Annotated in this window: 17 protein-coding genes; 14 read left to right on the top strand and 3 right to left on the bottom strand. The window is 67.8% G+C overall.

Annotation, left to right across the window (positions count from 1 at the left end; genetic code table 11):
• Position 1: 1 nt before the first annotated feature.
• Both Q0964_RS00140 and Q0964_RS00145 read right to left on the bottom strand, forming a co-directional pair.
• Positions 2-280 (bottom strand): UPF0058 family protein, encoded by a 279-nt coding sequence (locus Q0964_RS00140; RefSeq protein WP_299262155.1) that lies wholly within the window; start codon positions 278-280, stop codon positions 2-4.
• Positions 281-449: 169 nt separating this feature from the next.
• On the bottom strand, positions 450-665 hold the full coding sequence (locus Q0964_RS00145) for a ribbon-helix-helix domain-containing protein (RefSeq protein ID WP_299262157.1): 216 nt from the start codon (positions 663-665) through the stop codon (positions 450-452).
• 226 nt (positions 666-891) lie between these two features.
• Here Q0964_RS00145 and Q0964_RS00150 point away from each other — a divergent pair, with 226 nt between their 5' ends.
• From Q0964_RS00150 to Q0964_RS00180, 7 genes are all read left to right on the top strand, one after another.
• Positions 892-1,482: a sulfite oxidase-like oxidoreductase gene (locus Q0964_RS00150; protein WP_299262158.1), complete on the top strand. Its 591-nt coding sequence runs from the start codon at positions 892-894 to the stop codon at positions 1,480-1,482.
• A gap of 89 nt (positions 1,483-1,571) precedes the next feature.
• Entirely contained in the window at positions 1,572-2,915 is a 1,344-nt protein-coding gene (locus tag Q0964_RS00155; RefSeq protein ID WP_299262159.1) for an isochorismate synthase, read from the top strand.
• On the top strand, positions 2,912-4,690 hold the full coding sequence (gene menD / locus Q0964_RS00160; RefSeq protein ID WP_299262161.1) for a 2-succinyl-5-enolpyruvyl-6-hydroxy-3-cyclohexene-1-carboxylic-acid synthase: 1,779 nt from the start codon (positions 2,912-2,914) through the stop codon (positions 4,688-4,690). The genes Q0964_RS00155 and menD overlap by 4 nt, the downstream gene beginning before the upstream one ends.
• A gap of 73 nt (positions 4,691-4,763) precedes the next feature.
• On the top strand, positions 4,764-5,822 hold the full coding sequence (locus tag Q0964_RS00165) for a thiamine ABC transporter substrate-binding protein (RefSeq protein WP_299262163.1): 1,059 nt from the start codon (positions 4,764-4,766) through the stop codon (positions 5,820-5,822).
• A 2-nt stretch (positions 5,823-5,824) separates the two neighbouring features.
• The gene (locus tag Q0964_RS00170; protein ID WP_299262164.1) at positions 5,825-7,606 is read left to right on the top strand and encodes an ABC transporter permease; all 1,782 of its coding nucleotides are present in this window, start codon (positions 5,825-5,827) and stop codon (positions 7,604-7,606) included.
• Complete coding sequence (locus Q0964_RS00175) at positions 7,606-8,739, top strand: ABC transporter ATP-binding protein (RefSeq protein ID WP_299262166.1); 1,134 nt, start codon at positions 7,606-7,608, stop codon at positions 8,737-8,739. Before Q0964_RS00170 ends, Q0964_RS00175 begins: the two co-directional genes overlap by 1 nt.
• On the top strand, positions 8,736-9,737 hold the full coding sequence (locus Q0964_RS00180; RefSeq protein WP_299262168.1) for an AIR synthase family protein: 1,002 nt from the start codon (positions 8,736-8,738) through the stop codon (positions 9,735-9,737). Before Q0964_RS00175 ends, Q0964_RS00180 begins: the two co-directional genes overlap by 4 nt.
• Before the next feature lie 22 nt (positions 9,738-9,759).
• Here Q0964_RS00180 and Q0964_RS00185 read toward each other — a convergent pair whose 3' ends face one another.
• Positions 9,760-10,614, bottom strand: a complete 855-nt coding sequence (locus Q0964_RS00185) for a J domain-containing protein (protein ID WP_299262170.1) — start codon at positions 10,612-10,614, stop codon at positions 9,760-9,762.
• Between the two features lie 171 nt (positions 10,615-10,785).
• Here Q0964_RS00185 and Q0964_RS00190 point away from each other — a divergent pair, with 171 nt between their 5' ends.
• The 7 genes from Q0964_RS00190 to Q0964_RS00220 all read left to right on the top strand — a co-directional run bounded on the left by Q0964_RS00190 (position 10,786) and on the right by Q0964_RS00220 (position 18,561).
• Positions 10,786-11,661 carry a 1,4-dihydroxy-2-naphthoyl-CoA synthase gene (locus Q0964_RS00190; RefSeq protein ID WP_299262172.1) on the top strand — a complete coding sequence of 292 codons (876 nt, stop codon included), beginning with the start codon at positions 10,786-10,788 and terminating at the stop codon, positions 11,659-11,661.
• 43 nt (positions 11,662-11,704) lie between these two features.
• Positions 11,705-13,807 carry a PKD domain-containing protein gene (locus Q0964_RS00195; RefSeq protein WP_299262174.1) on the top strand — a complete coding sequence of 701 codons (2,103 nt, stop codon included), beginning with the start codon at positions 11,705-11,707 and terminating at the stop codon, positions 13,805-13,807.
• 104 nt (positions 13,808-13,911) lie between these two features.
• Positions 13,912-14,862 carry a 1,4-dihydroxy-2-naphthoate polyprenyltransferase gene (locus Q0964_RS00200; protein WP_299262175.1) on the top strand — a complete coding sequence of 317 codons (951 nt, stop codon included), beginning with the start codon at positions 13,912-13,914 and terminating at the stop codon, positions 14,860-14,862.
• Positions 14,862-15,893, top strand: a complete 1,032-nt coding sequence (locus Q0964_RS00205; RefSeq protein WP_299262241.1) for a mandelate racemase/muconate lactonizing enzyme family protein — start codon at positions 14,862-14,864, stop codon at positions 15,891-15,893. The genes Q0964_RS00200 and Q0964_RS00205 overlap by 1 nt, the downstream gene beginning before the upstream one ends.
• Positions 15,893-17,392 (top strand): o-succinylbenzoate--CoA ligase, encoded by a 1,500-nt coding sequence (menE, locus tag Q0964_RS00210; protein ID WP_299262176.1) that lies wholly within the window; start codon positions 15,893-15,895, stop codon positions 17,390-17,392. The genes Q0964_RS00205 and menE overlap by 1 nt, the downstream gene beginning before the upstream one ends.
• A gap of 59 nt (positions 17,393-17,451) precedes the next feature.
• Complete coding sequence (locus Q0964_RS00215; protein ID WP_299262177.1) at positions 17,452-18,192, top strand: NRDE family protein; 741 nt, start codon at positions 17,452-17,454, stop codon at positions 18,190-18,192.
• 24 nt (positions 18,193-18,216) lie between these two features.
• Positions 18,217-18,561 carry a helix-turn-helix transcriptional regulator gene (locus tag Q0964_RS00220; protein WP_299262179.1) on the top strand — a complete coding sequence of 115 codons (345 nt, stop codon included), beginning with the start codon at positions 18,217-18,219 and terminating at the stop codon, positions 18,559-18,561.
• The last annotated feature ends 87 nt before the right edge of the window (positions 18,562-18,648 follow it).

Here is an 18,648-nt window from a genome sequence, read left to right on the forward strand (position 1 = left end):
CTTAGAGTTTGCTCTCGGCGTCCTCGGCGAGTTCCTTCATCCGTTTGCCGATACGGCCGGCGTCGGAGAACTCGTCTTCACTCATGGCGGTGGCCAGCGCGTTCCCGAGGACGAAAACGGCGTGTTTGTGTTCGCTCTTGGATTTGTGCACGTCGTTTGGCGTCACGTCGAGTTCTTCGTACGGGTCGAACAGTCCCGAGTTTACATCCTCCAGACTCGAAAAGTAGTCTTTGATCTGCACCATGTGGTCGTGCAGTTCAAGCAGTTCGTCTTTGTGCATCTCTACGACGATATACGCAAATGCGCCGTTTAAGGGTTTTCGACAACTCACGTCACAGGCTCACATAGCTGTGTCGGTACGGACCGGACGAACGTGGCGACTACTTTCGACCGACGGCGACGTAACCCAGTCTGTGGGTGGGCACCGGCGTCTGGCGGTCGGCGGACTGTCAGAAGACGTACTCGTCGTCGTGGCCCATCATCCCGTCGTCTTCGAATCCAGCCTCGTCGTCTTCGTCGACCGGACCGCTGGTCTTGTACGCCTTGATACCGGTCGAGAGGAGGTCTTCGATGGCTTCTTCGCGGTTTAGGAACTCCCCCTTCTCGACGAGCTGGGCGATTCGCATCTCGAGGTGCTCGGGGATTGTTATCTCTGCCTTCGACATTTGGACAGTGAAAGTTTCGACTGAGGGGTACTTAACTCTGACGGGGATTCTTCGGTTCGAGTAAAATTCTTTATCAGCAATCGCAAACTAGACTTTCCAGATACGAGTACTATATTTCCGGATTCCATCACTCGGGTTCCGCTATCGGCAAGCAGTCCCACAGACGACAGGTCCGTCCAAAGTCGGCACGCATAGGTGGCTGTAACCCGTTCGTTCGACCGTACCCGTGACCGACGTTACGGACCTCTACGAGGAGTTCGGCGACGAGCGGCTGCCGCCCGGCCAGCACGAGACGAGCGACTTCCCAGTCCTCTCGAAGGGAAACACGCCGGCGTGGGACCCCGAAACGTGGACCTTCCGGGTCAGCGGAGCCGTCGACGAAGAACTGGAACTGTCGTGGGCGGAGTTCACCGCGCTCCCCAGCGTCACCCAGCGACAGGACTTCCACTGCGTCACCGGCTGGAGTCGGTTTGACTGCGAGTTCACCGGCGTCTCGTTCCCCGAACTGGCCGAGCGCGCCGGCGTTCACGACGACGCCTGTCACGTGATGTTTACCGCGCTCGACGACTACACGACGGACCTGCCACTCGAAGCCTGTATGCGCGAGGAGGTACTGTTCACCTACGGGTTCGACGGGGAGGACCTCCCCGCCGACCACGGCGGCCCCCTTCGGGTCGTGACGCCGCACAAGTACGCGTACAAGGGCGCAAAGTGGGTGTGTGGTGTCGAGTTCCTGACCGAACCGGAGCGCGGGTTCTGGGAACAGCGGGGCTACTCTGTGACGGCCGACCCGTGGGCGGAAGACCGGTACAGCTGATTGGCAGGCGACGTGTCCGGTGAAAACGGGCAATTTCTACCGCGCCGGAAGGACAGTCTCAAGAGGGACCGACCCTGAGAATCAGTGGAATGGAACCGGCCCAACGCGAGGAGAGAGTGGGTCCACGCGCGGGTGCGGTGCTTGTCAGTCGTACCTGCGAGGTACCGGACGTGTCCTACCGGGCGTTCCTGGCGAGCCATCCGACCCCGCGGCTCCACTGGGCCGCGCCGGATGGTCTCGAGATGGTCGGTAGCGGTGCCGCAGTGACACTGACCGCTCGTGGACCGGACCGGTTCACTCGACTCCGCGAAGCGGCTGCGGCGGTCTTCGGCGACGTGGACCGCACTGGGCCGACGGAGACGCGACCGCGATTCCTCGGAGGGCTGGCGTTCAACGAGAACCACGACCCAGCGCCGCCCTGGACCGGGTTCCCGGCGGCGGCGTTTTTGCTCCCCGAGACGCAGCTAACGCGGGCGGACGGCACCACCTGGCTGACCGTCAGGGACTACGGACAGAACGTGTCCCCCGACGACGTGGCCGCCAGACTGGAGCGCACCCGAGAGAATCTAGAGATACTTCCCTCGATGTGTCCGAGCGGCGGTCCGCCGGGCGTCGAGCACACCGAGGTCACGCCCACGAAAGTCCGGTGGACCACGCAGGTCGACGAGGCCATCGACCGAATCGCCGACGGTAATCTCCGGAAAGTCGTCCTCGCAACGGCGCTGTCGGTCGACCTCGCGGACGAACTCGACGTGCCGAACGTGCTCGAACGGCTCCGTCGAACCTACCCGAACTGCTACCGGTTCCTCGTCCAGCCGACCGACGAGGCCGCTTTCTTTGGCCCGCCGCCGGAACGGCTGGTGAAACTGGCCGACGGCCGGGTCCAGACCGAGGCGCTGGCCGGGTCGGTTCCGCGGGGCGAGACGCCGGAGGAAGACGCCGACCACGCACAGTCGCTACTCGAGAGCGAGAAGCTCCAGCACGAGCAGCGACTCGTCGTCGACGCGATTATGGACCAGTTGGCACCGCTGGGCGAGGTTTCGGAGGGCGAGCAGGACGTCCGAAAGCTCACGAACATCCAGCACCTCCAGACGCCGATCACGACGACGCTATCGGACGACGAACACGTCCTCACCATCGTCGAGGCGCTCCACCCGACGCCGGCCGTCGGTGGTCTCCCGCCGGAGCGTGCCTGGCAGGTCATCCGCGACACCGAGACCTTCGAGCGCGGCTGGTATGCCGCGCCAGTCGGCTGGTTCGACAGTGACGGGGACGGCGAGTTCGCCGTCGGCATCCGGTCGGGCGTCGCTGGTGGTCGAACGGCGACGCTATTCGCCGGCAGCGGCGTCGTCACCGATTCCGATCCCGACGAGGAGTGGGACGAGGTCGAGCACAAGTACCGCCCGATCCTCGACGAACTCGAACGCAGATGACCGCGCCCAACCGCAACACGCTGTGGGGCCGAGTCATCGCCGACGAACTCGCCGCGGCCGGCGTGTCGGGTGCCGTGCTGGCCCCGGGCAGTCGCTCGACGCCACTGACCGTCGCTATCGCCGACCACAGCGAGTTCGAGACGTTCTCCGTGCTCGACGAACGCTCGGCGGCGTTTTTCGCGCTGGGCCGGGCACGTAGGACCGGCGACCCCACCGCGGTCGTCTGTACCTCCGGGACCGCCGCTGCGAACTTTCACCCGGCAGTGATCGAAGCCAGCCAGTCGCGGGTCCCGCTCCTGCTGCTGACCGCCGACCGCCCGCCCGAACTCGCCGACAGCGGTGCCAACCAGACCGTCGACCAGGAGAAACTGTACGGGGATTCGGTCCGCTGGTACCGCAGCCTCCCGGAACCGGAGCCGACGGACCGGAAACTCCGCTCGCTTCGGACCACGATAGACCGGGCCGTCGGCGCGACGACTGCCACTCCAGCCGGTCCGGTCCATCTCAACTGCCCGTTCCGAAAGCCGCTCGAACCGGTCGACGTGGACGGCGATGTGCCCGGGGGCCTGGCCGACCGCGCTCCTCTCGCAGTCGAGGGCCGTGACGGTCCGTACGTCGAACGAACCGCGGGACGGCCGGAACTGACCGAGACGGAGGTCGACGACGTGGCAGCGGCTCTGCGGAACGGCGACCGCGGGCTGCTCGTCGCTGGACCGGCCGACGCACCCGGCCTCGGCCCGGAAGCGGTGGCCGACCTCGCTGCGGCGACGGGGTTCCCGGTCCTCGCCGACCCCCTCTCCGGGTTGCGATTCGGCGACCACCTCGACCGAGCAGGCGTGACCGTCTGTGGCGGGTACGACTCCTATCTCGACGGAGCAGGCGACTGGCCCGACCCGACGGTCGTGATGCGATTCGGCGCCTCCCCGACGTCGAAGGTCCTCCGGCAGTATCTTCGGGACCGGGCCGACCGGCAGTTCGTCGTCGACCCGGCCGGTGGCTGGCGGGAGGCCGAGTTCACCGCCACCGATCACCTGGTCGCGGACCCCTCGCGGTTGGCGCGGGCGCTGGCGGAACGATTCGACGACGGGGTGACCGACACGGGTGACAGCGGGTACCGCGAGCGATTTGCCAGTGCTGAGCGCGACTACTGGGACCTGGTCGACGACGCGCGCGCCGACGAACCCTTCGAGGGACAGGTGCTGGCGACGGTCACCGAACGCGTCCCAGACCCCGCGACACTCTTCGTCTCTAACAGTATGCCGGTCCGTGACCTGGACCGGTTCGGCCGGCCGCGGGCCACCGACTTGACGGTACTCGGCAACCGAGGCGCCAGCGGCATCGACGGGATCACGAGCACGGCGTTAGGTGCCGGGAGCGCGACCGGTGACCCGCTGGTGCTGGTCACCGGCGACCTCGCGTACTACCACGACACGAACGGTCTGCTCTCTCTGGCTCGCTGTGGCGTCGACGCGACCATCGTCCTCGTGAACAACGACGGCGGCGGTATCTTCCACATCCTCCCCATCGAGGACTTCGACCCGCCGTTTACCGAGCAGTTCCGAACACCCCACGGGTTGGACTTCGAACCGACCGCCGACCTCTACGGCCTGGCGTTCCAGCGTGTGCGACCCGACGAGTTCGCCGAGGCGTTCGAGGAGGCACAGGAGATGGACGGCACGCAGGTCGTCGAAGTGGTCTTCAACGCCGAGGCGAGCCACCGGACGCGGGAGGCGATACACCGGCGCGTGGTTGAGCAGGCCGAATCGGACCGTTGAGCGAGTGAGACGGGCAATCCAGTCCGTCCACGAAAGCCAGCGTTCAAGTACGACCCGGTTGGACAACCGGGTAATGCAACGACGCAACTTTCTCTCACGGACCGGGCTCGCAGCGGCAGGGCTCGCGGCGACGGCAGGGTGTATCGGTGACTCGTCGGACACAGGAACTGGGACGCTTACCATCGCGACCTACTCCTCGTTCACGGGGGAGGACACGGCGGGCAACTGGCTCAAGTCGGCGTTCGAGGAGGAGCGTTCGGACGCGACAATCGAGTTTCAGACGCCGGAGAACGGGGTCAACCGGTTCGTCCAACGCAAGTCCGAGGGCGCACAGGTCGACGCCGACCTGTTCGTCGGCCTGAACACCGGCGAACTCGTCCGGGCCGACGAGCAACTCGACGAGCGACTGTTCGCGACGGTCGAGGGCGACGTCGAGGGGGCTGACGCGGTGGACCCGTCGCTGTCGTTCGACCCGGATGGACGCGTCATCCCCTACGATACGGGGTTCATCAGTCTTGTCTACGACGAGGGCGAGGTCGACGGACCGGGGACGTTCGACGCGTTGCTGGAACCGGCCTACGAGGACGCGCTGATCGTCCAGAACGCCCAGCAGTCCGACCCCGGCCGGGCGTTCCTGCTGTGGACTATCGACGCGAAGGGGCCAGAGGGCTACCTCGATTACTGGGAGGGGTTGGCCGACAACGGCGTCCAGGTGCTCTCGGACTGGGAGCCGGCCTATCAGGCGTACACGGACGGGGAGGCCCCGATGGTCGTCTCGTACTCCACGGACCAGGTGTACTACAACGGCGAGGGCGTCGATATGTCGCGCCACCAGGTCGGGTTCCTGAACGACCAAGGCTACGCGAACCCCGAAGGAATGGCGCAGTTCGCCGACGCCGACGACCCCGAACTGGCCCGGGAGTTCATGTCGTTCGTCCTCTCCGAGGCGGCACAAAAGGAGATCGCAGTACGGAACGTGCAGTTCCCGGCGGTCGAGGGGGTCGAACCGGGTGGTGACTTCGGCGAGTTCGCGCTCAGACCGCCCGAGGCGGTAACGTTCGGCTACGACGAACTCGCCGGCGATGTCGACGGCTGGATCGAGGCGTGGGCGCGCCAAATTGCGGGCGGGTAACCATGGCCACCCGGGACGGCTGGTCGCTGTGGGTCGGCGTCGCCGCGACGGTCACGACACTCGTCGTCGTCTTCTACTACCCTGTGGCCAGCGTCTTCGCCGACGCGTTCAGCGTCGACGGACGGTTCGCACTCGCTCCGGTCCGCTCGGTGCTGGGCGACCCCTTCTACACGGGCGCGGCACACACGCTCGTCACCGACCCCGCCGCAGTTCCAGCGGGGGTCGCGGCGTGGCTCGCGGCCGGCGCACCGGCCGTCGAGTTCGGCCTGTTCGGATTCACCGCCTACCAGGCGCTGCTCTCGACGGTGGTCAGTGTTGTCGTCGGCCTCCCCGGTGCGTACGTTCTCGCCCGCTTCGAGTTCCCCGGTCGGCGATTCCTCCGGTCGGTTACCATCCTTCCGTTCGTCCTGCCCTCGATTCTCGTCGCGGTCGGCTTCCTGGCGATGTTCGGCCGGACCGGACTGTTCAACGACATACTCGGAGTCGCCGGGCTCGGCCCCGTTGGACTGACGTTCACCGTAGAAATCGTCGTCCTCGCTCACGCGTTCTACAACGCGCCGCTGGTGACGCGGCTCGTGACCGCGGCCTGGGAGTCCGTCGACGCCGACCGTGTCGAGAGCGCCCGGACGCTCGGGGCGTCGCCCGTGCGGGCCTTCCGCGACGTGACGCTCCCACAACTGTTGCCCGCGCTGGCGACGGCCGCAGTGTTGACGTTCGTGTTCACCTTCATGTCGTTCCCCATCGTCCTCGCACTCGGTGGGCTGGAACTGGCCACCGTCGAGGTGTGGCTGTTCGCACGCGTCCAGAGCCTCGACCTGGCCGAGGCGGCGACACTGGGGGCCATCGAGACCGCACTCTCGCTTGGACTGCTGTACGTCTATCTGCAGTACGAGGCGAGACGGACCGGGTCGAGCAGGGCGGAGCGGGGCCTCTCCCGACGGCCGCTCGTCGATGGAGTGCGCTCGCTCACCGACCCCCTGCGGCTCGCCCTGCTCGGGTACGGCTGTGTCGTCCTCCTGTTGTTCGCGGGACCGCTGGTGAGTCTCGTCGTCGAGAGTGTCACGACGCCAGCCGGAGGGCCGACGCTTGACTACTACGCGTTTCTGCTCGCCAGACAGGCCTCGACGGCCGCGGGGACGGTCCGGCCGTTCCCGGCCGTAGTCAACTCGCTGCTGTTCGGTGTGGGGACGCTCCTCGTGGCGATTCCGATGGGGGTAGTGGTCGCCATCGTCGCCACGCGCGGGGGCCGTGGCTCTCGCGCCGCCGAGGCACTGCTGACGGCTCCACTGGCGGTCAGCGGAATTGTACTTGGCCTCGGGCTGCTCCAGACGCTCGTGTTCGGGACGACCGTGTTCGGCCGCCGCCTCACCGTCACCGGTCCAGTCGCCATCGTCGCCGCTCACGCGGTCGCGGCGTACCCGTTCGTGTCCCGGAGCGTCACCCCGGCCCTCCGCTCGGTCGACGACCGGCTCGGGGAGGCCGCGCGCTCGCTCGGAGCCGACCGGACGGCCGTCCTGACGGACGTCGAACTGCCACTGGTCGCGCCGGCGCTCGTGGCCGGCGCGGCCTTTGCCTTCGCCATCAGCGTCGGCGAATTCGACTCGACCGTCCTGCTCTCGACGGGGGTCGACACTGCGACGATGCCGGTCGCGCTCGAACGGTACGTCGGCGCCCGCTCGCTGGGCCCGAACCTCGGCCCGGCGACGGCGATGGGCACGGTCCTGTTGGCGGTGACGACCGTCAGTTTCGTCTTGATCGACCGCGTTGGCGGGAGGTGGCAGTGATGTCGGGACCGGACGGCGGCGTCGGCGTCGAGGGCCTGACGGTCTCGTTCGGCGACGTCCGGGCGCTCTCGGACGTGTCGCTGTCGATTGCCGACGGTGAGTTCTTTACGCTCGTCGGCCCGTCAGGCTGTGGCAAGACGACGCTGTTGCGCGCGGTCGCCGGCCTCGAGACGCCGACTGCGGGCCGAGTGCGGATCGAAGGGCGCGACGCGACGGAGGAACCACCAGAGGAGCGCAGGGTCGGCGTCGTCTTCCAGAACTACGCACTCTTTCCTCACATGAGCGCCCGGGAGAACGTCGCCTACGGGTTGCAGTTCCACGACCTCCCCGAACCCGACGACGAGCGGGTGGCGGAGCTGCTCGACCTGGTCGACTTGGGGAGCGTCGCGCACCGAGCGCCCGACCAACTCTCGGGCGGCCAGCGCCAGCGGATCGCGCTGGCCCGTGCCCTGGCCCCGAAACCCGACGTCCTCCTGCTCGACGAGCCGCTGTCGGCGCTGGACGCCCGACTTCGGAAACGGCTCAGAGTGCAGATTCGGTCGATCCAGCGCGACCTCGGAATCACCACCGTCTATGTCACCCACGACCAGGCCGAGGCGCTGGCGATCAGCGACCGCGTCGCCGTCGTGCGCGACGGTCGAATCGAGCAACTCGGGACGCCGGAGGGGGTGTACCGCGAGCCAGCTACTCGCTTCGTCGCGGAGTTCGTCGGCGACAACAACGTCTTCGACGGCGTCGTCGGCGAGGCCGGCGACGAGATTTCAGTCGGCGGGGCCGCGAGACTCCCACTCCCGGAGCGGACCGACACGGCGGCGGGGAAGCCGGCGACAGTCTCGGTCCGACCGGAAGCGGTTTCGCTACAGGAACTGGCCGACCCGGCGACCGGCAGGGACGGACCGACGACTGGGGCGTCCGGGTCCGAGGGCGCGACGTGGCAGCGCGCGACCGTCGAAACCGTGGAGTACCTCGGGGACGCATACCGGGTTCACTGTCGGTGGAACGGGCGGCCGGTCATCGTCAAGACCGGAGGCACGAGCGCACCGGCGGGGGCCGTCTCGCTCCGGTTCGATGCAAAGGACGTTCACGTCCTCTCGACCGGAGCAGACGTGGACGCGACCGAGGTGAACCGATGACCGGCCTTGGAAAGATCGACGACGAGACGTTCCGAGACGTAATCTACCCGTCGCTGGGGGCGAGCCGAGACGACGTGACGCTGGGGCCACAGCACGGAATCGACTTTGGGGTGCTGGAGGTGGGTGGTCGTGCGGTCGCCATCGCGGCCGACCCGATTTCACTGTTACCCGACCTCGGGTTCGAGCGGGCGGGTCGCCTCGCGCTGGAGGTCGTTCTGACCGACGTGGCCGTCTCCGGCATCGCGCCGACACACCTGGCGATCAGCCTGACGCTTCCACCGACCTGGAGCGACGAGGAACTGGCCGCGGCGTGGGCCGGACTCGCGAGTCACGCCGAACGGCTCGGCGTGGCCATCGTCACGGGACACACGGGACGGTATGCCGGTGTCGACAGTTCCTGGGTCGGCGGCGCGACGGTCCTGGGCGTCGGCGACCCCGAAGATCTGGTTCGGCCCGACGGCGCTACCCCAGGCGACGAGATCGTGATGACCACGGGCCCGGCGGCGGAGATGACCGGGCTGCTCGCGACGCTGTTCCCGGAGCAGTTGGGCCTCGACGCCGGAACCGTGGCGACCGCACAGGAGCGGGTCGACGACATCGCGGCCGTCGCAGACGCCAATGTCGCTTTCGAGGCCGGCGACGTCACCGCCATGCACGACGCGACGGAAGGTGGTGTCGCCGGCGGACTCACCGAGATGGCTCGCGGCGCGGGGGTCCGGTTCGAGGTCGACGCCGACCGAGTGCCGGTCGGGCCGGGCGTCGAAGCCGTCTGCGACGCCGTTGATGTCGACCCGTGGACGGTGACCAGCGCCGGGACGCTCCTGATCGCCGTCGGATCGGGTGACGGGCACACGGTGGCCGAGGCAGTGCGACGGCGCGGGACACCTGCGGCCGTGGTCGGGTCGGTGACCGACGGTGAGGGTGTCGTCGTCGACGGCGACGCGCTCGAGTCGCCGGACAGTGACCCTGCATGGGACGTCTTCGACCGACTCTCGTGACGACGGTCGCGTTGGGCCCCGGTCAGGTCCGGAGGGCGGCCCGAGTCAGCACCGAGAGCCCGAACGGGACCCAGCAGGCGGTCAGCGCGACGACGCCGACCAGCGAGACGATGCCGATGTCGGGCAGGGCGATCAGGACGGCTGGCGCCAGCACGCCCCAGCCGCCGAATACGGCGATGCCCACCTCCGGAATCGAGAGCAGATAGGCGACCACGAACAGCGTACAGAGTCCGACGACGATGTTGACTGCCGCCGGAAACAGTGGGAACAGCGAGGCGAACAGAAACACGGGATAGAGCGCGAACATCGTCCCGACCTGAATGAGCGACTGGGGTGTCAGCGGGACCCGAACGCGGTCGAACGACTGTTCTTTGTACTCGGTGCGTGTGGCGTAACCGGCCGTGGTCGCGCTCGCACCGCCACGCTGGCTCCCCGTCTGTTGCCACTCTGTCGCGTCGGCACTTCCCTGCGCTGCGGCGTCGCCTGTCCCGGTCGTCCGTTCGGAGCGCCCCGGATCAGCGTCCTCTCGTCCCGCGGAGTGGGTACCGTCGGCCGCCCGGTCAGCGGACCGGTCGGTGTCGTGTCGACCCGTCGTGCCGTCGGATTGCGGCCCGCTGTGGGACCGGTCCGCGTCGGCCGCTCCCGTGTCGTCGACGTACCGACGGTGGCCCAGCCGGTCGTATCGCGCCCGTTCGTCCGGGTCCGTTAGCACCTCTCTGGCCCGAGTAACGCGTTTGAACCGCTGTTCCGCGTCGGAACGGTCGCTCACGTCGGGATGGGTCTCCTTGACCTTCTCGCGGTAGGCAGCCTGGATAGCGCTGCGGGACGCGTCGGGCGACACGTCGAGCACGTCGTAGAACGTGGATTGGGCGTGCATCGGGTAGGGGGGCGAGGGTGGGGTAGTTATCGGGCGACACTGAGCGGTCGAACCGCTTGGATTCGTCTACCTATCTATACGAGAGAACGCTGATAAATCTCCCCCGTACTCTCGGCGCTGAAACCGGTCGCGACCGGGAACCTATTTGACGACACCGGACCGAGTCAAAGTATGGTTTCCGCACTTTTCCAGGAGAACCGCTGGGAAGCCGTCGCGGAGTTCGATTTCGAGGATATAACGTATCACCGCGCGACCGACACCGGCGCGGTCCGTATCGCGTTCGACCGGCCGGCCGTCCGCAACGCCTTTCGCCCGCCGACGGTGGACGAACTATACGTCGCATTGGACCACGCCAAACGCCAGACCGACGTGGGGTGTGTCCTCCTGACTGGCAACGGCCCGTCACCCAGAGACGACGGCTGGGCGTTCTGTTCCGGCGGGGACCAGACCGTGCGGGGGCCGGACGGCTACCAGTACGATGGAGAGGGGAAGACCGGCCGCCTGCACATCCTCGAAGTCCAGCGACTCATCCGGTTCATGCCCAAACCCGTCATTTGCGTTGTTCCAGGGTGGGCCGTCGGTGGCGGCCACTCGCTACACGTCGTCTGTGACATGACGCTGGCCAGCGAAGAACACGCGAAGTTCCTCCAGACCGACCCCGACGTGGCTTCCTTCGACGCCGGCTTCGGCTCCGCGCTGCTCGCCCAGCAGATCGGCCAGAAGAAGGCCCGTGAGGTGTTCTTTCTCGGGAAAACCTACGACGCGTCCGAAGCCGAAGAGATGGGTATGGTCAACGAGGTCGTACCTCACGAGGAACTGGAGGCGGTTGCGCTGGCCTGGGCCGAAGCGATCAACACGAAGTCCCCCACCGCGATCCGGATGCTCAAGTACGCGTTCAACCTCGCCGACGACGGGCTGGTCGGCCAGCAAATCTTCGCCGGCGAGGCGACCCGGCTCGGTTACATGACCGAGGAAGCTCAGGAAGGCCGGGACGCCTTCGTCGAGGGTCGGGATCCGGACTTCTCGCAGTTCCCCTGGCACTACTGAACGGTCCGATTAGTTATTACCGATTGCGTGACTATCCCGTCTTGTGACAGGTATCGCACGGACCGGGATGGTCGCGGCTCTCGCCGTGGTGGCGGTCGTGGCCCTCACGGGTGCCGGCACCGCGACCGGTCAGTCCGCGGCCGCCCCCACTGACAACGGGAGCCTCTGGTCGGAGAGCTACTTCACCAACTTCGGTGAGACAGACGATCAGCGGCTCTACGGCGTCGCGCGGACACGGGATGGACTCCTGCTGGTCGGGACCGGCTGGGACGAGTTCGACGGCGACGAGGTAGTCGCCTACGCCGCGGAGGCGAACCGAGACGGTCGACAGACCTGGGGACGGTCGTACATGCACGCGGCGACACACACTCGCGTCCTCCACGACGGGCTGAAACTCAACGACGGTCGCTACGTCCTCGCGGGGACGACGAACGCGCCGTCGATGACCGGCGTTGGCGAGTCCCTCCTGTTCGACAACACCCGCGACATTCACACCTGGCGGTACGCACGGGGCGACGGTGCCTTCTACGACGTCCTGCCGCTGAACGAGACCCACGTCGTCGCCGTCGGCTCCGGGCAGGTCTGGGCTGTCGAGGCCGCCCGTGGCGACGGCGACCGCACGTGGACCAACAGCCCACCACAGGGCGTCACCCTCCGGGCCGGGACGGCAACCGACGACGGCGTTCTGGTCGCCGGGACCAGAGAGACGGGCGACGGAGAGGCGAGCGGCTACGTGGCCGAACTCGATGGCGAGGGTGACCGCCGGTGGAGCCGAAGGGTCGGTGAGCAGTCGGTCCAGTTGCGGGCGCTCTCGACGGTTGGCGACGACGTCGTCGTCGGTGGCACCGGCGGAGAGAGCGGCTGGTTAGCCCGACTCGACGACGAAGGGAGTCCGGTGTGGACCCGACAGCCCTTCCCGGGCGGTGGCCAGGTCAACGCTGTGGCCCGCGGCCCGGACGGGACGGTACTCGCCGCAGGCGAGACGGGGAACGGGACCGGTATCGTGGCCCGGTTCGGCGCTAGCGGCCAGGCGCTGTGGCGGGGCGTCCACGGGACCGAGGTCAACGGACTGCTCCCGGCACGAAACGGGACGACCGTCGCCGTCGGTGCGCGGACGAGCGGCGAGGACCTGGACGCTTACGCGACCCGGATCGACTTCGTGGGGCCGACGGCCGCAATCGCGGTCGGCAGTGAGCGAGCAGCGGTCGGGAACACGACCGTCACGCTCTCCGCGAACGGGTCGACCGACAACTTCGGCGTCGCGCGGTACCACTGGGACACCGACGGCGACGGCACGACTGAACGCACAACCACGACGCCGGTCCTGCGGTACGTGCCGGCGACGGTCGGCACCGTTCGGCCTCGCATCACGGTCGAAGACGGCGGGGGACGAACCGACACCGCGAAGGCGACCACGGCTATCAGGGTGACGGATACCACGCCACCGTCGGCGGTGATCTCTCGGCCGTCGTCAGGACTGGTGGCCGCCGGAGAACCGACGACGCTGTCGGCCGCGGACAGCCGTGATAACGGGGCCATCGACCGGTACCGTTGGGACTTCGACGGCGACGGCCAACCGGATGTGACGACGGCGAACGCGACGGCCGTCCACACGTTCGCCGGACGAAACCGCAGTTACGAGGTCGGCCTGACGGTCGTGGACGGTGCGGGACAGACCGATACCACCTCGCGGGCGGTCGAGACCCGTCGGAACGACCCGCCTGACCTCGCGCTGTCGGTCAAACACGTCTCGTCACAGCCGTACGGCGACGGCTACGAGACCCGTCTCCTGGCGAACGTGACGAACGACGTCGGGAACACGACGGTCCGCTGGCGGCTCCCGAACGGCACCGTCCTGACCGGCCGGGCGGTCGAGTTTGGGTTCGAGGAACGCGGCGGTTTCGTTGAGGCGAGCCTCACCGACGAGTACGGTGGGTCCGACTACGAGTCCGTCGAGCTATCACGGAATCGGGAGGGCGAGAGAGTAGACCGGAACACCGGAGACCTCCCGACGGCCGAGACCGACGAGGACGAGGCCGAACCCGACTCCGCGAGTACACGAACGGCAGCCGCTGGCTCCGGGTTCGGTCCAGTGGTCGCCGCCGTCGCGTTGGCACTCGTGGCCGTTCGCCTCGGGCGAGACTGATTCACAGGCACATCGGGCGACCGCCTCGCAATGCAGTGTCTACTGCTCACAACGCACATACGAATTGGCAACCTTCACACGGCTGGACCACCAACTGTGCGGTAATGGCAACGGCAGAGGCCGAGGTGTCGCGAACGAGAGCTTGGCTGATGGCCGCACGGCCACAGACCCTGCCCGCCGGGGCCGCGCCGGTCGTCGTTGGGGCGGGTCTGGCGCTCCACGATGGGGTGTTCGCGCCGGCCGCGGCGACAGCGGCGCTGCTCGGAGCGCTCCTCCTGCAGGTGGGAACCAACTTCGCCAACGACTACTACGACGCGGTCAAGGGGACCGACTCGGCCGACCGCGAGGGGTTCACGCGGGTAACCGCCGGCGGACTGATCGAGCCCACGCGCGTCAAGCAGGCGATGGCCGCCACATACGCGCTCGCAGTCGTCGTCGGCCTCTATCTCGTGTACATCGGCGGCCTCCCTATCCTGGTGGTTGGGCTCTCCAGCATCGGTGCCGGCATCGCTTACACCGGTGGTCCCTACCCGTACGGCTACCGCGGGCTCGGCGACCTGTTCGTCTTTCTGTACTTCGGCGTAATCGCCGTCGTCGGGACCTACTACGTGCAGGCAGCGGCCGTCCTGCCGGCCGTCGAGCCGCTCGCGATAGGGATTCCGGCGGGCACCGTAACCGCGGCCGCGCTGGTGGCCAGCCTCCCGGCGGCCGGGCTCTCGACCGCAATCCTGATCGCGAACAACGTTCGGGACCGTGAGGAGGACGCCACGGCCGGAAAGCGGACGCTCGCGGTGCTGCTTGGCTACACGTTCAGCCGGGTCGAGTGGCTGGCGATGGTCGGGATGGCCTACGTCGTCCCCGTCCTGTTCGCACTGGACCCGGCCTTCGGCCTCCCGGCGCTGTTGCCACTGGCGACGTTGCCGCTGGCGGCCAGAGTAGGGGCGACAGTCATGGAACGCACCGACGGCGCGGCACTCAATCCGGCGCTGGAACGCACTGGCCAGCTACTGGCGGCGCACTCGGCGCTGTTCGCGACCGGACTGGCACTGACATGATCGACATCGAATCTTACCAGTTGGACCTGGCACGGCCGCTCTCGACCGCTCGCGGAACCATCGAGAAGCGTACGGGCTTCCTCGTCAGAGTCGAATACGCCGACCGGATGGGTGTCGGCGAAGCCGCACCGCTCCCGGGTTGGACGGAATCGCTCGACGCCTGCCGGGACGCCCTGGACTGGGCACCGGAACTGGCCGGCGACGAGGACTGGGGCGTCGCCCTCGGGGAGACGTCCGAGCCGGCGGCCCGTCACGCGCTGGCGCTGGCGCTAGCCGACGCCCGAGCGAGACTCGACAACACGCCGCTGTACCGCTACCTCGGCAACGAACGACTCGTCCGTCGGGTGCCGGTAAACGCCACCGTGGGCGACGCCGACTGCGAGACGACCGCGAGAGCGGTCACGAGGGCCGCCGAGAACGGCTTCGACTGCGTGAAAATCAAGGTCGGCGCGCGAAGCGTCGACGAGGACGCCGACCGCTTCCGGCGGGTGAGGGAAGTCGTCGGCGACGACGTGGCGCTGCGGGCCGACGCCAACGGCGCGTGGGACCGTGCGCAGGCCGAGCGCGCGATGGATGCGCTGGAACCGTTCGACTTGGAGTACGTCGAGCAACCTATGCCCGCCGACGAGGTGGCGGCTCACGCTGGCCTCCGGAACGGGGGCAACGAGGTCCCTCTCGCGCTCGACGAGTCGGTAGCTGGCCGAGCCGTGACGGAACTGCTTGCCGCCGAGGCCGCGGACTATCTCGTTCTCAAGCCGATGGCGCTTGGCGGCCCCGACAGGGCCAGAAGCGTCGCGCGGCAGGCCAGACAGGCCGGCGTGACGCCGGTCGTCTCGACGACGATCGACAGCGTCGTCGCCCGGACCGCCGCGGTCCACGTCGCCGCCGCCATCCCCGAGGTTCCGGCCTGTGGCCTGGCGACGGCCGACTGGCTCGCTGACGACCTCGCTCCCGACCCCGCACCGGTCGCCGACGGGCAGATCGAAGTGCCGCAGGCGAAGGGGCTGGGAGTCGACCTCGGAGACGAGTGATGGACTGGCCCGTCGAGGACCTCGTCGCCGCCCGCGCTGCCGCGACGCCGGACCGGACCGCACTGGTCGACGCCGACCGCGACGACACACAGAGCTATCGCGAGTACGACGCCGCAGTCGGTCGGTGGGCAACGGCGCTCGCCGCGCTGTCGGACGGCGACGAACCCGGCCGGGTCGCCGTCCTGATCGACACTCGACCGGCCGTCGCAGAACTGTTCTTCGCAGCCGAGCGACTGGGCTCGTCGGTCGTTTCGCTGAACGTCCGGCTGACGCCCGCCGAGTTGACCGAGCAGGTCGAGCGGACTGCACCGGATGTGCTGGTCTGTGAGCGCGACACGGAGAGAGTGGCTCTCGAAATCTTCGACGGCCCTGTGGCGTCCGTCGACGCGCCGGAGCGTGAGCGCGCCCGAGCACTCGATACGCTCGACGGCGGTCCCGTCGAGCCGGCCACGCTGAGCCCCGGCACGGAACAACTGGTCGTGTTCACCTCCGGAACCACGGGCCAGCCCAAGGGCGTCCGGCTGACCGTCGGCAATCTACTGGCGAGCGCGACGGCGTCGGCCTTCCGGCTGGGCGTCTCGCCCGGTGACCGGTGGTTGTGCTGTCTCCCGACCTACCACATGGGTGGACTCGCACCGGTCGTCCGGTCCGCACTGTACGGCTCGACGGCCGTGATTCAGCGGGCGTTCGACGCCGAGTCGACGGCGGCGGTTCTCGACGAGTTCGGAATTACGGGCGTCTCGCTCGTCCCAACCATGCTCACGCGACTGCTGGATACGGGGTGGGAACCGTCCGAGCAGTTGCGGTTCGTCCTGCTCGGCGGCGCACCCGCCCCGGCGGAACTGCTGGTTCGCTGTCGGGACCGCGGCGTTCCGGCCTACCCGACATACGGCATGACCGAGACGGCCTCACAGATCGCCACAGCGACACCGGAGCAGGTAAATGCTCACGAAGGAACCGTTGGACAGCCGCTGGTGAACACCACTGTCACGCTCGTCGACGAGGACGGCGACCCGGCACCAGCGGGCGGGCGGGGCGAGGTCGTCGTCTCAGGGCCAACGGTGACGCCGGGCTATCTCGAACCCGACGTCACCGACGACGCGTTCGGTCCGGACGGCCTGCACACCGGCGACATCGGCTCCCGGGACGAGGACGGGCGGCTGTGGGTCCACAACCGCAAGGACGACCGGATCGTCACCGGGGGGGAGAACGTCGACCCCGGCGAGGTCGTAGCGGTCCTGCGGGACCACCCAGACATCCGGACGGCCGCTGTCGTGGGACTGGACGACAGCGAGTGGGGTGAACGGGTCGCGGCGCTGGTGGTGCCGGTAGACGAGGTGTCACTCTCGGTCGAGAACGTCGAGTCTCACTGTCGGGAGCGGCTGGCGGGGTTCAAATGTCCACGGACGGTCAGATTCGTCGACGAACTGCCGCGGACGGCTTCGGGGACCGTCGACCGGGCGCGGGTGCTAGAGCGGCTTCGAGAGGGAGGAGAATAAGCCTGGCGCGACCGCACATCTACCGACAGTTTAAGCGGACACGGTGGTTATGCAGATTCGTGTGCACACTCGTTCTCGCCTGGCAGGTGTTCGCCGACACGCCCGTCGCCGTCGCGGCCAACCGTGACGAGATGGTCGACCGCCCCTCTGAGCCGCCCAAGCGGCTCGACGATGCGCCTGCGGTGGTCGCGCCGCGTGACAGCGAAGCCGGCGGCACCTGGATCGGACACAACGAACACGGACTGTTCGTCGGCATCACGAACCGCTGGACCGACGTCGAGTTGGCGGGCGAGCGGTCGCGCGGCCTGCTAACGCGGGACGCCCTTCGGAAGGAGAGCGCAGAGGAAGCCGCTCGCTTCGTCGAGAACGAGGTCCGAGATCACGAGTTCGACGGGTTCAATCTCGCCCTGGCCGACGAGACCGCCGCTCTCCTGCTGGAGTGGGACGGCCAACTCGCGGTTCGGAACTTTCAGCCCGGCGTCCAGGTCGTCGTCAACGTCGGTGCGAGCGACGACGTGCGGATTCCCGGGGAACGGACCGAGGACGGCCGTCAGCAGGCCGGCAATGCCGCCGCGGTCCGCACGGAGCTCCAGCCCGAACCCGGCGAGCAGGCCGGCGCGTGGGTCGAACGCGCCGGAGACGTAATCGCAGACCACGAGTACGGCGTCTGTATCCACCGGGATCGATTCGGGACGCGCTCGTCGTCGTTGTTGACCATCGGTCCAAAGGGGAGTCACTACCGCTTCGCCGACGGACCACCCTGTGAGACCGACTACCGCCGCGTCGAAAGTCAGTTTTAAACCGCAGACAGTCCCAGAGTGGGTATGGTTATGCCCGAATCCGAACTTACCGAGGACGAGCGCGGCGGTCTCGAACTCGTCCGGGAGACCGGTGGCATCCACCAGAGCGAATTCTGGAAGGAACTCGACGTCTCCTCTCGGAAGGGGAGCCGCATCGTCGAGTCGCTCGCCGACAAAGGTCTCATTCAGCGCGAGGAGACTGTCTACGAGGGCCACAACACCTATCACCTCACACCTGCCCCCCGCGACCTGAACTTCTCGTTGCTGATGGCCAGCGACATGCTCTCGCCGTTCATCGGCGACGAGGAGGTCGACCCTCACTCCGACGCGTTCTCACAGTGGGTGATGAACCTCGCCTACGAAGAGTAACTGTCATCGGGAGGCAGGGGAACCCGGACAGTCGCCCATGGCTGGTCCCCCTCCGCACGGACGCGAGTGAGCCTCTATCCGCTCGTC

The sequence above is a fragment of the Halorientalis sp. genome (genome assembly GCF_028275115.1).
GTDB lineage: Archaea > Halobacteriota > Halobacteria > Halobacteriales > Haloarculaceae > Halorientalis.